Origin of the sequence: Porphyrobacter sp. ULC335, from assembly GCF_025917005.1 — a bacterium.
Taxonomy (GTDB): domain Bacteria; phylum Pseudomonadota; class Alphaproteobacteria; order Sphingomonadales; family Sphingomonadaceae; genus Erythrobacter.
Genome location: NZ_CP078091.1, coordinates 940,196 through 954,344 on the forward strand (window position 1 = coordinate 940,196; position 14,149 = coordinate 954,344).

The window sequence follows — 14,149 nt, forward strand, 5'->3', positions numbered from 1 at the left end:
CGTTGACGCCTAGCGTTGCAAAGCTTATGATCACGGTCATGAACGCCGAAATGCTCAAAGGTCATCTCGACAACATTCTGCTGGCTGCCCTCCGCACTGGGCCTGCGCACGGTTACGGCCTTATCGAAGTGCTGCGGCAGCGCAGCGGCGGGCATTTCGATTTACCGGAAGGCACCGTCTATCCGGCCCTGCACCGCCTTGAACTTGCCGGTCTCGTCGAGAGCAACTGGGAGCAGTCACCCAATGGAAGGCGCCGCCGGGTCTACATCCTCACCCGGAAGGGCAGCACGTCACTTGACCAGAGGCAGTCGGACTGGACGAAGTTTGCAGAGGCGATCAGCCACTGCCTGAGCGAAGACAAGCTGTGTCACAGCTGATCCAGGAATACTTGCTGAGCATCGAGCGCAAGCTCGATTTCGACTCCAGCCTGGCGCTGCGGGCTCGCGAGGACATCGAAGAGTATCTTCACGAACTTGCTGCTGACCGGAATCTGGGTCCGCAAGATGCTGTGCTGCACGCGATTGCGGGCTTCGGAGATTCGGACTCGGTTGCAAGGCAGTATGCAGCATCGGGACTGGGGCGGCAGATCAGCCAGACATGGCTCAGCCTCCTTCTGGCAATGACGGGTGCATTTGTGGCCATGCGCCTGCGCGCCATCACTATCGAAGCTGAGGTGAGCGAGCTGTTCAGCGCGCTTCTCTGGGCTGATCGGTTCGCGCTTGCCACATGCCTGTGCTTCGCAGCCATCGGCCGGTTAGGCTACTCCTTCAGCCTGCCGTTGCAGGTCTGCTCGCCGCGCACAGCCTTCAGGATCTCGGTGCTGGCGATTGCCTGTTCGGTGGCCTTCGGGCTGGGGCGGGCGGCCCTCGCCTATGAGGCGATTTCGACGGGCTGGCTTGCCTTGTGCATCGTTGCCACGGCCGCTGCTGAAATGATTGCGCTCGTTGTTGCGGGCGCACGGGTGCGCAAGATGGACCGGTATTTCATGCAGGCCTCTGCCGCTGGCTGAAAGCCCTGCGAGGTGCTCCTTCCCTGTCCGGCTCCCGGCAGCGCCCTGGCGCAGCGCAGGTGTCATTTCGCCACGGCCTTGAGGATTGCAGAAAAGGCCGCCTTGTCGAGCGCATGCGTCTGGATCGTGTCGCCAGCCGGGTTGGCCGAAAGCTTGACGATTACCACATTGTGCTTCGGGTTGATCACGAGATGCTGGCCAAACAGCCCTTTTGCCTCGATCGATCGGTCGGCATCGCCGGGAATCCACCACTGGTTGCGGTAGCTGTAACCGGTACGGACCGAGGCTTGCGCCGACTGGGCGAACGCATCCCGGGCCGAGCCGTCATGAAGCCTGCCGAGAGACGACCTGCTGATGACCGCTTTTTCACGGCCCCTGTTATCGAGCATCGCTTGGCCCAGTCGCGCGAGGTCGAGGGGCGTTGCCACCAATCCCACGCTGCCAATGTTCAGGCCGTAGGGATCGACGATATAGTAGGCATCATCCTGAGCACCGATCTTAGACCACAGTTGCCGCGATACCATCTCGGACAGCGATGTGCCGTACGTCCGCTGTAGGATCCAGGCGACGACTTCGGTATCGGCGGACATGTAGGCGAATGCACCGCCGTGTCCCGATCCCGCGCCGATCGTGGCAAGATAGTCATACATGTTCCGGGTGACCGGGAAGTCCTTCGGCGGGACGAGCAACCCTGCGGCAAAGAGGTACCTGAAGACGTCGGCTTTGGGGTCGGAGAACGATTCCCGGTAGGCGATGCCAACCCGCATATCGAGCGCGTCCTGCAATGTAGCGCCTTCCCAACCGCTGCCCTCAAGCTCGGGGATGTAGGCGGTGATCGGCTTTTCAGGATCGAGCAGGCCATCTTCGATCGCTTGCATGGCAAGCAAGCCGACAATCGACTTGCTCATGGACCACAAAGCGTGAGGAGTCCGCCCGGTCATTCCAGAGTCGTACTGTTGGTAGACGATCTTGCCTTGGTGGAGCACCACGAGAGCATCAGTGTGGGTGCGTCTCTGCCATTCGGCGATCGACAGCGTTTCGCCTCCTGCCATCGCGAACTCGATCTTCGTCAGATCGTGTTGCCGCCCTGCCATTAGCGGGCTCACTATCTCGGCTCGCCGGACCGATTGGGTAGGGTAGAGTTGCCGCAGATTGCGGAACGCCCAGCGCAAGTTCTCCGGCCTCAGAATATTAGCCTTGCTCACGACGGCATCAGCTGCCGGAGGAAAGCCCGCCATCCTGGTCGAAGGCAAAGGCTCAATGGCGGGAGCAGCCGATGGCTTGTCCTGCGATGCCAAGACGGGGGCGCCAAACAGCAAGCCCCCCAAGCCTGCGCAGGCGAGGAGAAACGGGATAGGTCTTCTCATGAAAGCGTCCTTGACGGTGCGAGGATTGCTTGGCTGGCTGCAATCGTCATGCGGTGAACGGTTTGCGCGCGGCCCTGCTTGCAGACAGGCGCAACACGACCGCGAGCAGGAGGAGTGCAACCGGGATGAGATAGAACCCGCTGACCGGAATGCGCTTGGCGTTCGAAAGCATGAAATTGCCCCAGACAACCCAAACGGCGAGGGTGTGGAGCTGCTTCCAGCGCGCCGGCCCCAACTTCCGCACGGCGGCATCGAAAGACGTGGCCGCCAGGATCGTGATGAACAAGTATCCGGTGCCGCCAAGAACCAGGTTGATTGTCTTGACCATCGACCAGAAAGTGACTGGATCGGCATTCAGGAACATAATCAGAAGTATGGCATGCAGCAGGTGGGAGAAAGCGAAGCTCAACCCGAACCAGCGCCTGTTGCGGACCAGAAACAGCGAGGTAGGGGAGGGCCAAAGCTTTTGGAGAGCGGAGGCGCAGAAGGCGGCCAGAAAAAGCGCGAGCGAGAACCGCGCGGTCATTCTGACTGTGAGCCGGATGGATTCGACGCTGAAGGCGCCACTATAGAGCACCGCCCATATCACCCCGCCCATCGCGAGCGCGATGATCAGAAACAATGCCTGCCCACTGATGATGGGCCTTACCGCAGGTCGCGTCGTCATCAAACTTCCCCGTCTTTATGCCTAGCAACACTAGGTAGACGGGTTATACCTAGCAACGCAAGGTAGTTTTTTCCGAAAAGGAGGGGGTTATTGCGCGGGCCAAGAAACCTAGGTCATTCAGATCGGTAGAGGTGAGGCAGGGTCGCTTCCTGGTTTTCAGTGCCCGGCCGGGTCTGACGCTATCTCGCTCTCGATCCACTGGCGATAATGCGAGATCCGGACATTGCAGTTGATCTGTCCGTACAATCCCTGGTTTGCGGTCCGCACATCGCCACCTGCCAACTTCCACGACATCATGCCAGCAACCACCCATTCGCCGTCGACATCGAACAGGGCCGGACCACCGCTGTCTCCGTTCCCGCCGACCGCCTCGAGCGGCAAGGCGGATGCACCTGTGTCGAACTGATAGCAGAACCAGCGGTCATACGCGCTGGTCACCTTGTTGAACCCGTGCCGCAATTCGGTGCGCTGCGAGCTCATCGGACTATACCCTTTGCTTCCCTCCCCGGTCGCGCCCTTGCCGATGAAGCGGAAAGTCTGCCCGAACTCTTCGTTACCAGCATAAAGCGCGATCGGCTTAACGTCGGTCGCCGGGGTCGTGAGCTTGATGAGTGCGATATCGTCGGATGACCCGATAATGGTGAGGATCAGGACCGCTTCGCCGGTCGCCATCGCCTGATCGAAAAGCTCTTGGGGAATCGTCTTGTAGCCCGGGTGCACGATCACCCGCTCCACCGGCCTGATCTGGCCATTGATCGTTACTTGTGTCAGCGCATGGTCCTGCGGGAGAGTATGGGCCGCAGTGACCACCCACTGGGGCGCGATCAGTGTCCCATGTCCCGAGCCGGGAATGTCGACGAGCGCGGGAAAATCGGATGTTTCGATCCGGTAATTTGCGTCATCCACGTCGTGACGGATAACCACTGCATGTGCCGGCAGGGCGATCAGGGCCATCAGAAACACTGTCACTTTGCGCATTTCATCGACCTTCCGGATTACAGGCGCGGCCTGAGGGTACTTGGGGCCGCCGCCTCTAATTTGCCGGGTCACACTGGGGAACTAGAAAAGCGAACTAGTTTCCTGAGGCGCGTACCCTCCCGGCGTCGCTTGAGGCCCGTCAATCGGCGACCGGGGCACGAGGCTTCAGAGCAGAAGGTGGCACGCCAAATGCCCGAGTGTAGGCCCGGGAAAAGTGGTCTGCCGAAATGAAGCCACAGGCCCGGGCTGCCTCCTTTACGCTTCGGCCGGACATCACGAGATCACGTGCGTGCTCAAGTCTGAGCCGTCCGACAAAGGCAGCAGGAGAATGTCCCGTGGCCTGTCGAAAGCGACGTTGGAAGCTGCGCTCGCTTTCGCCCATGCGCTTTGCCATTTCGGCAACCGGGATCCGCTCGCCAATGTTCTCGACTATCCACGATGCCAGCTCGGCATATCGTCCGTCGATCCCCGCCTGGGCTTCGAGCAGCAAGGAGTGCTGGGCCTGATTGCCGTGCCTTCGCAACGGCAGCACGAGGTGGCGGGCCACGCTTGCTGCAACGCCCTCACCGTGATCGCGCGCTACAATTGCGAGCGCCATGTCAATGCCCGTCGTGATCCCCGCCGAAGTCCACAACTTCCCGTCTTCGACATAGATGGGATCCGGATCAATGGTGACCGAAGGGAAAAGCTGAGACAGTAGGCGGGAAGATGCCCAGTGTGTGGCAATCCTTTTCCCATCTGCAAGGCCCCATGCTGCAATGACAAAGGAGCCGGTACATACTGACCCGAAACGCGCAGCATGCTGGGAAACCGCGCGCGCCCATGAAGCCATCTTCTGGTCGGTGCATAGAAGCCTGAGCCCTTCTTCGGAGCCGCCGGCAACAAGCAGCAAATCTATCGAGGAAACGGCGATGGATTCGGCAGACTGGGTTGAAATTCCTATGCCGCAGCTGCTGGCTATTTCGCCCCCTTGAGATGATACCAGAGTGATTTTGTACGGGCTTGTTCCCGGCACTTCGGCCGCGGTGGCGAACACGCTCGCGGGCCCTGATACGTCAAGCAATTGGCATCCGGGGAAGGTGACAATGACAATGTGGCGATCCTTCATTTGGCGGGAAATGCAAGATGTCTGTCGTTGCTGCCACATGTTTTTCCTTCCATCCCTTTGTCTTGCTTACGAGACACGCCTTACCTTGCGGCTTGCAGCTGACCTCCGGGGGCAGTGGGATGGTGCTTTCACGCCGAACCAGTGATGCCCGATCTGCACGGCTCGACCCGCGCGCGCCGGAGCTTGACTGGAAGGCCGGTTCATTTAATTATTACGCGTTATATTTATAAATGAAACGGTCATGAGCCTCAATTCGCCTGCAAAATGGTTTGGGTTCGTGTTGCGGATGCCGATGGCAGACTGCGCCGTACCTCAGCGGCACGGGCGACAACCGACCCCAGTGTTCCGCACTCCATTCGTCCGTCTGGCTTGGTTCATCGCTGTCAGTGGTTTGAATTGGAGCAACAGCGATACCCCTAAGCAGTGCGCTCGCCCGTTACGCTTGGGATCGCTTTGGCAATGATGCCGCAGGTTCGCAGATTGACTGGCGACGCCGGCAAGCACGGCCTTGACCCGTCAGGCCTGACAGGCTGCGTCGAGCCTGCTGATAGCTGCAGTCTTGCCTGGCCACAGCTCGGCTGTGTGATGATCGCTGATGGGCTGCCGCTGTTCCGCGATGGGCTTGCCCGGCTGGCCGAGGCTTCCTCCCCCGGCGTCAGGGTCGAGCAATTGGGCAGCGTTGGCGAGATCTGGGAGCTTGCCGGAGCGGGGCGAGCGCCGGACCTCTTCCTTATCGATCTTGGTCTGCCGGGGCTTGAGATCGGCTTTGCGCTTCCCCGCTTGCGCCGGACCTATCGCAATGCTTCGATCATGGCGATGTCGCTCGACGCTGACGATGCGACCATCGCAGCTGCCATGCGGTCGGGCTGTGACGGCTTCATCCACAAGGGGTTGCCCCGCGAGCAATGCGGCGGGGCAATCGGCCGGGTGCTGGCCGGCGCCTGTGTGATTGAGCGCAGCGGCACGGGTGTCGCCGCCAAACAGGCCCCGGCGGTTGATCATGCGCTGGCCCTCACCGGGCGACAGCGCGAAGTGCTGGACATGCTCTCGCGGCACGCGACCAACAAGTTCATCGCCCGCGAGCTTGGGATCTCCCATCTCACGGTTCGTCTCCATGTTTCTGCCCTGTTGCGCATCTTCGGTGTCACCCGTCGGAGCGAAGTCGCGCCCAAGGCACGGGTCCTCGGAATGCTGCCTGACGATTGATGCTCAATACGCCAGCCTGTTTCCTTTCGGATGAATGGCAAAAACAGACCAGTGGCGCATGTTGTACCCGCGCGGACCAAGGCCAGGCTCCGTCTGCCGCCATCTAATCTGTCGATGCAATGGCGGGCTGCTCGCGGATAACGCGGCTTTCGAAGAGATAGCTGGGCGACCGGCCGAGCGTTCGTCCACCGTAAACGCCGGGCAGACCTACGAGTGCATCGCCCGTTCGCTGCCGTTCTGAAAACCTGATCCCGCCAACTCGCAGGATTGCGGCTTTGACCATCCAGGGGGGACCTGTGCCGACAAGCAGCAGAGCCTTCTTCAGGGGGAGAGGAGCATATTCGTCGCTCGTTGGGCTGCGGTTATGAGAGTGACCGGCCGTGATCCACAGCGCGCGAGCCAAACTGTCGATTTTCCGTGGCGCACCGGATTTCGAAAAGGCGGATATCGGTGGATTCCAGGTGGAAGCCACAGCCTATCGCGCGGTCGTGGCGCTGGGGCGCCCGGAAACTAATCCGTGAATTTCTCGGAAATAATGGAGCGGGCGAAGGGATTCGAACCCTCGACCCCAACCTTGGCAATTCGCCCGAGACACTTTTTACAGCTTTGCCGATTGCACGCTACAGCTCTCCAATACCCTAAATTTCATAGGAAATATTGCGATTCGCCGCCGCCCGTGGTACTCTGTGACACGCCAGATTTTGATCTGAAATGATTACGAAGTAAGCAATTTGGGCTGATCTGGCGTCGAAAATAAGCAAGTTTTCTGTTTCCCAGCCAAGGTATTGAAGTGATGCCTAAAATCACGAAGAGTCTTGTCGAAGCTCTCAAACCTTCGAGAGATGCAGTCAAAGGTTCGAGTCAGTTCGTGTGGGATTCGGAGCTGCGCGGCTTTGGTGTTTCGGTGGGATATCAGGGCACCAAAAGCTTCGTGGTCCAGTACCGCAATCCGGCTGGACAGAGCCGCCGAAAGGTCATTGGCCGCTTCGGTCTAATGACCGTCGAAGAGGCTCGGCGCAGCGCTCGCGTGATGCTCGGCGAGGTCGCGAAGGGGACGGATCCGATTGAAGAGACCAAGCATGTGCGCGGCCACACCATTAGCCAGATCTGCGACTGGTATCTTGATCGAGCCGAGGCCGGGAGGATCATTGGTCGTAGTCGAAGACCGATCAAGCAGTCCACGCTCGCTATGGATCGCAGCCGGATTGAAGCGCATATCAGACCACTGCTCGGACACCGCGTGATCGAGACACTCAAGCTTGGCGACATTGAAGCGGCGCAGGCCGACATCGCGGCGGGACTGACTTCAAAGCCGCGCATCGGCAGCCGCGGCGGATCGACCAAAGGCGGGGAGGGTGTCGCGTCCCGAACGATGTCCACGCTCCACTCGATCCTTGAACATGCCGTCAGACTGGGGGAGATCGAAAAGAACCCGGCACGTGGTGTCAGGCGTTTGGCAAGCACACCAAAGATGCGCTGGCTCTCTCACGCCGAGCTGCGCAGACTCGGAGAAGCCCTGCAGGAAGCCGAAGCGGATCTCGAACACCCCAAGGGTATTGCCGTTATCAGGCTCCTGCTCCTGACAGGTTTTCGTCGGCTCGAAGCTCTCAGCCTCGAACGGGCATGGCTTCTCGAAGAGGAGAACGCGGTCCATTTCGCCACGACCAAGACCGGCGCACAGCGCCGCGTCATCGGCCAAGCTGCCGTTGACCTCCTTAAGGCTCAACCTGACACAGGCTCGAAGTTCTTCTTCCCCGCCGACTGGGGGGGAAGGGCATTTCATCGGGGTTGTCCGGGTGCTTGATCGCGTTTGCCAACGGGCCGGCGTCGAGAAAGTCACCCCGCATGTCCTTCGCCATACATTTGCCAGCGTGGCTGGCGGTCTGGGCTACTCCGAGCTCACCATTGCAGCTCTTCTCGGTCATGCGTCGCGAGGCATAACCCAAAGATACATTCATATCGATGAGCCGCTGAGGGCGGCAGCAACAGCAGTATCAAATCGAATGCTGGTTCTGCTGAGCTCACAAAGAGGTGCCGAGGCGATCGACGATTGAACATGGACTGATGCATCGCGAGCAGAAGTCGGCGCGACCGGAGATATGGTGCTGATCGACACTTATCGTCTCGTCCATCGAGGGCGGGGTACGAGGAAGGCGCGCTACCGGTTCCATAAGCTGCACTGTGAGCTGCTCTGGATTGATCAGATTGCGACAGTTTTCGAACGCATCCTGGTGGGTGAGTTGGAGCATTTTTGCAGAGCAGCCTGACTGGCAGCAGTGGCGAGTGTCAGGTAGAGCCAGGAATGGCAGCAATAAGGCGAGGCACTGCGTCCAGGCAACTGGCATGATAGGTTGCGAGCGCCGGGACGCAGTCGCTCAACGAGTGGGAGATGCTGGTCTCGAGGAGCAGCAGCGTGTCTCTGGCCGCGGGTATGATGGCAGGCTCCATCCTTCGCGCAGGACCAAGCCTCTCGCCGATCTGGTCAACTGAGCGGACAAGGAACCGGTTTCCCGAAGCCGAAGCAATCGCTGCGAAAACTGCCCCCAAACGAGCGGCGTAGTTATGAGCTTCCGGCCCCTCGCTGGGCAGCCTACCGGTGGATTCCCCCGTCATGGCGGCATGGAGAAGTAGCACGTGATTGACGATGAGCATGTCGCGCAGCCCCTGATCGGTCATCCTGCTGACCCGGAAGCCCTCGCCCGGGTTGAGATCGACAAGCCCTTCCCCTGTCAGCTGGTTGAGACTGTCTCGTACCGGCGTCATGCTGACGCCGAATTCCTCGGCAAGCCGCATGGCCTCGAGTTTCGAGCCCATCGGATAGGTGCCTGCCATCAGCTCCCGCTTGAGGCGCTGGTATGTCGGCTCGAGGACATGAGCCGGACTCATGGGTCTTTTCGACGCGCTTTCGCAAACGCTCGCACCGCAGCTTCCTGGTCCGGGCGCAGCGCGTCCCGCGCCTGCAAATAATCATCCGGGTCTTCGGACAACAGGATAGACGGGCATTGCCCTTCATAATTCCCGAGATTCGGGCGATGCTGGCAATATCCTGCGAGCTCGGCCAGCTCGGGCGGAAAAGTTCGGGCGATGTGGGGCGGATAGGCAAGCCAGAGGTTCTCGTAGGGCTTGAGCCATCCGAGGCTGTAACCGATCACGACAGCACGCCGGACGGTATCGGTCGAATTCGGCCCTGCCCCGTGGATTGTGGAGCCGAGGAAGCAGATGGCATCGCCGGTCCGGCATTCGGCGATCACGGGCGGCCCCAGTTCGTCGAGGTCTGCGATGTCCGCACAATGGGTCCCCGGGTATATCCTTGTGGCACCATTTTCCGCCGTGAAGTCGGTCAGCGGCCAGATCACATTGAGCAGGTATTCGAGCTCTCCTTTTGCCCCTGCCCACATGTCGTGATCACGATGTGGGAACTGCTCGACTTCGCCGGGGTGGATGGCGATCGCCTGTGCGACATTGAGCTGGATGCGGTCGCAGGCGCGTCCGAGAATTGCCCGCGCAAGACCCAGTACGAGGGGTTGGAGGGCGAGTTCTGCGGCAACCGGCGACCTGCGCAACAGGCTTCCGAAGCGCTGCGTCCGGTAGCCATAGAAGTCGCCGTGCCCGAAGGGCACAGCCTCGAATGCTGGTGCGAGATCCCGGTCAAGCGTTCGGACCGTCTCGGCCGGCAATGCGTGCGGGATAATGCAGTAGCCCCTGCTTTCCAGCTGGCCGAGCCAGCGCGTCGTTGCCGGTGGTGAGTTCACTGGGCGTGCTCCAGCTCTGTCGCGGTCGCGCGGAATGCGGCAGGTGTATAGATGCCGCGACTGGCCAGATCGGCGGGAGTTTGTGCATCAATCCCAATATGCAGCCCGACCAGCTCTTCGCCGTTGATCTCGCATGGCGGACCGAGGCGGGAGCATCTCCAGCCGAACTTCGCGATCTGCCCGTACCAGGTCCGGCTCGCCACAGCGGAGTAGCCGGACAGGTCGCAATCGAGCGCGTGGTCAGCCAGAGCGCTTACCAGCTGGTTGCGGGCCAGCCGACGTTCTCGAGCAGGCAATTCTGGTTCGATACAAAATCGCGTAATCTCGCGCAGTTTCGGGCTTCGCGGGACCGGACCGTCACACAGGCACGGAAACAGATCGCCCAGAATATGCGGAAGGTCGGTATGGAGCAGGCGCGCCGATGCCCGGTGCCTTCCAAGCTCATCGGTGATGATGATGTAGGTGGCGTCAGGAGTGTCGAACTGATCGATATCATAGATGCCATCGATGACCGGAATGTCCCACCCGAGTACGTCGACAAAGACTCGTTTGCGGGCATGAAACATCTGCCTGAGCGCTTGATCTTCGATGCCGTGGTGCGGTCGGGTTGATCGGTACTGCATAGCGGCCTGCCTTCAAAGGAGTGGACAGGGCTATTCTCGGCGGCAATCGGCATGCGAGGTATCCCAAGAAATGGGGACCCCCGCAGCCAGCGCTGCGGCGCACCCGATTGGGTATGTTGTATTCACGAGCGAATGCGACCGGGGCCCGATAGCATGACGTCGAGGTCGGCCGTTCAGGCCGGTGGACGTCAGCCATAGCCGCCGCCATGGCGATAGCCGATGATCGGTCGTGGCTAGTGCGGATCGTGCCACCGCAGCAGGTCCGAAAACCCGATCAGGCCGTCGAACAGGGCCGATATGATCAGCGATTGCTTGCAGTGCACCTGATACCGCTCGCGCGCGGTCTTGAGGTGCTGAATCACTGTTTCGGTCCCGATCCCGAGGATCATCGCTGTTTCGGCCGCGGTCTTTCCGCGCGCGACCCACAAGACGCATTCGCGCTGCCGCTCGGTAAGGGCAGGAAGCGCCGCAGCCCGGCCCGCGTCATGGAGCCTCAGAGCGCAACCGAGCGCCTGTGCTCCCACGGTCTCGGCGATGGTCAGCTGTTCGCTGGGAAGCTTCCGGCCAGGGGCAACCGCAAATGTGCATGTGCCGCGTGCCAGACCGGGCAGATGACGCGGCACGGTGAACCCGTTGCCAATCCCGCAGTCCTTGCCGACCTGCAGCATCTGTCGGTCGCCGCGGGTTATCGGGATCAGCGATCCGAGCGCGTCCCAGGCGAAGCCGGTGAAGGACTTGTCACAGGCTCGCCGGACGGGGTCCCGCCCGGCCAGCTCGAAGCCGACATAGACCCTTGCCCACTCATCCGGATAGTCGTGAAGGAGTATGCCCGGCGCGAGTGCCCTTTTTGCCCGGAACTCCAGACTGAGCGCAAAATGATCGAAACCGAGCTCGCGGGAAAACCTGCCGAGCGTCGTGTCGAGCTGGGCAGTTGTGGCGACCTGTGCAAACGCGTTTGCACATTCCTCCGCAAATCGAACTTCCATGGGTAAGACCGTCCGATCGGCGGAGGCACCATCCAACGCGCCCTCGCCAGATCGCCCTAAGAAGCCTGCTCCGCCGGTTTCAATCCGTCGTTGCAGCGCCTGCCGAAGCGAATCTGATCCTTTCCTCTCGGGCGCGCCAAGCTATCGGCACGGCACGCCGTGCGAAAAGTTATAACGCCCTCATTTTGAACGAAAAGCCTTGTGACAGACATGTGACCGACTGGCAGTCAGCCGGTCCTTCCGGATTTGACAGGCCAGCGGGCGTTGAGGAGGTCGCGGTAGCCTCCTTCGACCATTTGCAAGCCCTCACCAAGAAGGCGCTGGAGCTGGCGGCGCTGGGAGCATGACTTCCACTCGACCGCACGAATGCTTGCCGGATCCCCGCCCAGAACAGCAGCGGCCACCTGCCTGAGACTTCTCGGCAATGCTGCACCTGTTTCGCGGGCATCCAGCACCGCCAGCATCAGACGAAGCCGGTAACCCTGGTAGTCCGTCGGCCGCATGGCGCGGGCGTGAGCACACTGCGCCGACCGATCCTTGTAGTGATGAAATGCCGCAGCTGCCGCGCTTCTGAGCGCCAGTGACCCGTCGGCAGGAAGCATATAGGATGGTTCCTCTGCCTCGTCATCGGCCTTCAGCATGATCCGGTGCCGGATGCCATTGGTGTCGAGAACGAAATGGCGACCCGACGGGCCCTTTCTGTCGCATATTACGCTGCCATCAGCGAACCCCTCCACAAGCTGCGGCCAGCGATGGAGGGGGCCCGTCAGCATCAGGATGAACGAGCTGCAGTCGCTGCGCCAGACTGCCGGAACACCATCGGGCGCAGAGGCGGGATCGAAGGGGAAATTCAAGGCCCCATGCGTGCGCCATCCGATGCGCAGCGGATGATTCCCCTGCGCTTGCCCGCGTGCCTGCGAGCCGGGCAAACTGGCGCTGGTATTCGCGATTACGGCGCAGGAATTCCTGTGCGTAATCAGCAAAATCATGCGTGTCCGGCTGACGGTAGCGGCTTTCGGATCGGGCCATGAGGCACCTCCTTCACGGCACCGGCATCTATCCTCACGACGCGGACCCCGGCATCCCATCAGTCCGGGCAGGACCTCCCCGCTTCTGGGTATGTTGTGTGCCGCCGCTCGCAGTGCATCATTGGTGGCTGGCGCGTAACCGGGCGTTGAAAGCATCCGTTGGCAGATGCACCGGCACCTTTAGCTGACGCCTGGACATGCGTACCGGCGCCCGGTCGGAGCGCTGATAACACGTCGCGGTCAGGAGCCTGATTATAGAGGATTAGTCGCGGTCGCCTTGTCCGACGCCGTTCGCGCAGCACCGGATCTGGCGGGAAAGGCGAGGCGAGCAAGACCAACCCGAGGGGCATATCTCATTCATAATGCATCTTATTCCGGGTTGCCCGCGTGACCCTTTGCGCGCACAATGACGATGCGCGGCTTCGAACACTGGCAAAAACCGCGCGGAACCTTCCGCCAGACATCATGCACGCCGGTCTGATGATGGCCCGGCGGCCGCACCGGATAAGGCCCGCGGAGCGCGGACCAAACGGCGGCACAGTTCTGGATACGACGGTGCAACGAGCCCTCAGGGCCGGAGCCTCGACGACGCCTGTTTGCGTGATCAATGACCGATGGCCGATTTGTCGGGACGGCGCTGCCGGCGCCTCCGGAATGTTCGCAACCCGTGACGCGCGCAACCCTGTGCGCCGGATACCGGTCGAGGCTCGAGACGCTCTATCGGTGCGAGTCCAAGTCGCTGCGAGCCTGGCTTGTGCGGCGGGTCGGCCATGACGCAGCCGAAGATCTGGCCCATGACGTATTCCTGCGCGCAGCGCGCTGCGCCCAGCTGTGCGACCTTCACAACCCCCGCGGTTTCCTGCGGCGGATCGCCCGGAACCTCATCATAGATGGTGTCCGCAGGCAGCATCAGATGAGATCCGCCGTACCGCTGTTCGAATCCATCGATACCGCCACGGAGCCCGAACAGGAAGCGGGCCTGCACGAGCGGGAGACCTTCGCGGCCTATGAAAGCTCGCTGGCCCTGCTTCCTGCGCGGACGGCCCTGATCTTCTCCATGAGCAGGGTCGAGCAGAAGACCTACCGGCAGATCGGTGAAGAGCTGATGATCACGCCTGCCACTGTTGAGTACCACATGATGCGTGCGCTGCGGTGCCTCAGATCACGCCTCGCCGAGGCGCGCGGCGACTTGGTCGCTGCGCGCCAGATTTAATTTCAATTGAAACTAAGGTGGGGCGCCGGTCCTGCGTCATCTCCCTTGCGGCAATGTCGGTCAACGCATGCCGGAACGTGAAGAGGGAGAAGATCATGTTGTTCAGAAGCGGGACCATCAGGACCCTTATGTCAGGGGTTGCAGCCGTCGGACTGGCTGTTCCCGCCATTGCGCAAGACCCCAGGGCCGAGGTCGGTGCGCCGGAACCAGAA

The 14,149-nt window shown here is 61.0% G+C and carries 17 protein-coding genes; 7 read left to right on the top strand and 10 right to left on the bottom strand.

Annotated features, from left to right (window positions below):
- Positions 1-38: 38 nt before the first annotated feature.
- Positions 39-377 carry a PadR family transcriptional regulator gene (locus KVF90_RS04580; RefSeq protein ID WP_264393674.1) on the top strand — a complete coding sequence of 113 codons (339 nt, stop codon included), beginning with the start codon at positions 39-41 and terminating at the stop codon, positions 375-377.
- Positions 365-1,009, top strand: a complete 645-nt coding sequence (locus KVF90_RS04585) for a hypothetical protein (protein ID WP_264393675.1) — start codon at positions 365-367, stop codon at positions 1,007-1,009. Before KVF90_RS04580 ends, KVF90_RS04585 begins: the two co-directional genes overlap by 13 nt.
- Positions 1,010-1,071: 62 nt before the next feature.
- Here the strand turns inward: KVF90_RS04585 and KVF90_RS04590 are convergent, their stop codons facing one another.
- From KVF90_RS04590 to KVF90_RS04605, 4 genes are all read right to left on the bottom strand, one after another.
- Positions 1,072-2,376 (bottom strand): serine hydrolase domain-containing protein, encoded by a 1,305-nt coding sequence (locus KVF90_RS04590; RefSeq protein WP_264393676.1) that lies wholly within the window; start codon positions 2,374-2,376, stop codon positions 1,072-1,074.
- A gap of 46 nt (positions 2,377-2,422) precedes the next feature.
- On the bottom strand, positions 2,423-3,043 hold the full coding sequence (locus tag KVF90_RS04595; RefSeq protein ID WP_264393677.1) for a ferric reductase-like transmembrane domain-containing protein: 621 nt from the start codon (positions 3,041-3,043) through the stop codon (positions 2,423-2,425).
- Between the two features lie 156 nt (positions 3,044-3,199).
- A complete protein-coding gene (locus KVF90_RS04600; RefSeq protein ID WP_264393678.1) occupies positions 3,200-3,997 on the bottom strand; it encodes a S1 family peptidase in 798 nt (265 codons plus the stop codon).
- 163 nt (positions 3,998-4,160) lie between these two features.
- Positions 4,161-5,168 (bottom strand): GlxA family transcriptional regulator, encoded by a 1,008-nt coding sequence (locus KVF90_RS04605; protein ID WP_264393679.1) that lies wholly within the window; start codon positions 5,166-5,168, stop codon positions 4,161-4,163.
- A gap of 441 nt (positions 5,169-5,609) precedes the next feature.
- Here KVF90_RS04605 and KVF90_RS04610 point away from each other — a divergent pair, with 441 nt between their 5' ends.
- From KVF90_RS04610 to KVF90_RS04625, 4 genes are all read left to right on the top strand, one after another.
- Positions 5,610-6,335, top strand: a complete 726-nt coding sequence (locus KVF90_RS04610) for a LuxR C-terminal-related transcriptional regulator (RefSeq protein WP_264393680.1) — start codon at positions 5,610-5,612, stop codon at positions 6,333-6,335.
- Between the two features lie 380 nt (positions 6,336-6,715).
- Positions 6,716-6,856: a hypothetical protein gene (locus tag KVF90_RS04615; RefSeq protein WP_264393681.1), complete on the top strand. Its 141-nt coding sequence runs from the start codon at positions 6,716-6,718 to the stop codon at positions 6,854-6,856.
- A 272-nt stretch (positions 6,857-7,128) separates the two neighbouring features.
- Positions 7,129-8,139, top strand: a complete 1,011-nt coding sequence (locus KVF90_RS04620) for a tyrosine-type recombinase/integrase (RefSeq protein WP_264393682.1) — start codon at positions 7,129-7,131, stop codon at positions 8,137-8,139.
- A complete protein-coding gene (locus KVF90_RS04625) occupies positions 8,132-8,389 on the top strand; it encodes a tyrosine-type recombinase/integrase (protein WP_264393683.1) in 258 nt (85 codons plus the stop codon). Before KVF90_RS04620 ends, KVF90_RS04625 begins: the two co-directional genes overlap by 8 nt.
- Before the next feature lie 232 nt (positions 8,390-8,621).
- Here the strand turns inward: KVF90_RS04625 and KVF90_RS04630 are convergent, their stop codons facing one another.
- The 6 genes from KVF90_RS04630 to KVF90_RS04655 all read right to left on the bottom strand — a co-directional run bounded on the left by KVF90_RS04630 (position 8,622) and on the right by KVF90_RS04655 (position 12,725).
- Complete coding sequence (locus KVF90_RS04630) at positions 8,622-9,221, bottom strand: GntR family transcriptional regulator (protein WP_264393684.1); 600 nt, start codon at positions 9,219-9,221, stop codon at positions 8,622-8,624.
- Positions 9,218-10,087, bottom strand: coding sequence for a phytanoyl-CoA dioxygenase family protein (locus KVF90_RS04635; protein WP_264393685.1), 870 nt, complete (start codon positions 10,085-10,087; stop codon positions 9,218-9,220). Before KVF90_RS04635 ends, KVF90_RS04630 begins: the two co-directional genes overlap by 4 nt.
- Positions 10,084-10,710: an acyl-homoserine-lactone synthase gene (locus KVF90_RS04640; RefSeq protein ID WP_264393686.1), complete on the bottom strand. Its 627-nt coding sequence runs from the start codon at positions 10,708-10,710 to the stop codon at positions 10,084-10,086. The genes KVF90_RS04635 and KVF90_RS04640 overlap by 4 nt, the downstream gene beginning before the upstream one ends.
- 233 nt (positions 10,711-10,943) lie before the next feature.
- Positions 10,944-11,732: a LuxR family transcriptional regulator gene (locus tag KVF90_RS04645; protein ID WP_264393687.1), complete on the bottom strand. Its 789-nt coding sequence runs from the start codon at positions 11,730-11,732 to the stop codon at positions 10,944-10,946.
- A gap of 191 nt (positions 11,733-11,923) precedes the next feature.
- A complete protein-coding gene (locus tag KVF90_RS04650; RefSeq protein WP_319641056.1) occupies positions 11,924-12,469 on the bottom strand; it encodes a DUF2285 domain-containing protein in 546 nt (181 codons plus the stop codon).
- Positions 12,417-12,725 carry a transcriptional regulator domain-containing protein gene (locus KVF90_RS04655; RefSeq protein ID WP_264393688.1) on the bottom strand — a complete coding sequence of 103 codons (309 nt, stop codon included), beginning with the start codon at positions 12,723-12,725 and terminating at the stop codon, positions 12,417-12,419. Before KVF90_RS04655 ends, KVF90_RS04650 begins: the two co-directional genes overlap by 53 nt.
- A 666-nt stretch (positions 12,726-13,391) precedes the next feature.
- On the opposite strand from KVF90_RS04655, the gene KVF90_RS04660 reads away from it, so the two are divergent.
- Positions 13,392-13,937: an RNA polymerase sigma factor gene (locus KVF90_RS04660; RefSeq protein ID WP_264393689.1), complete on the top strand. Its 546-nt coding sequence runs from the start codon at positions 13,392-13,394 to the stop codon at positions 13,935-13,937.
- The last annotated feature ends 212 nt before the right edge of the window (positions 13,938-14,149 follow it).

Excerpts from the sequence above, each read along its gene's own strand:
- KVF90_RS04630 (WP_264393684.1), bottom strand. The coding sequence starts at position 9,221 with ATGAGTCCGGCTCATGTCCTCGAGCCGACATACCAGCGCCTCAAGCGG.
- KVF90_RS04640 (WP_264393686.1), bottom strand. The coding sequence starts at position 10,710 with ATGCAGTACCGATCAACCCGACCGCACCACGGCATCGAAGATCAAGCG.
- KVF90_RS04655 (WP_264393688.1), bottom strand. The coding sequence starts at position 12,725 with ATGGCCCGATCCGAAAGCCGCTACCGTCAGCCGGACACGCATGATTTT.
- KVF90_RS04605 (WP_264393679.1), bottom strand. The coding sequence starts at position 5,168 with ATGTGGCAGCAACGACAGACATCTTGCATTTCCCGCCAAATGAAGGAT.
- KVF90_RS04650 (WP_319641056.1), bottom strand. The coding sequence starts at position 12,469 with ATGCTGACGGGCCCCCTCCATCGCTGGCCGCAGCTTGTGGAGGGGTTC.
- KVF90_RS04600 (WP_264393678.1), bottom strand. The coding sequence starts at position 3,997 with ATGGCCCTGATCGCCCTGCCGGCACATGCAGTGGTTATCCGTCACGAC.
- KVF90_RS04595 (WP_264393677.1), bottom strand. The coding sequence starts at position 3,043 with ATGACGACGCGACCTGCGGTAAGGCCCATCATCAGTGGGCAGGCATTG.
- KVF90_RS04590 (WP_264393676.1), bottom strand. The coding sequence starts at position 2,376 with ATGAGAAGACCTATCCCGTTTCTCCTCGCCTGCGCAGGCTTGGGGGGC.
- KVF90_RS04620 (WP_264393682.1), top strand. The coding sequence starts at position 7,129 with ATGCCTAAAATCACGAAGAGTCTTGTCGAAGCTCTCAAACCTTCGAGA.
- KVF90_RS04580 (WP_264393674.1), top strand. The coding sequence starts at position 39 with ATGAACGCCGAAATGCTCAAAGGTCATCTCGACAACATTCTGCTGGCT.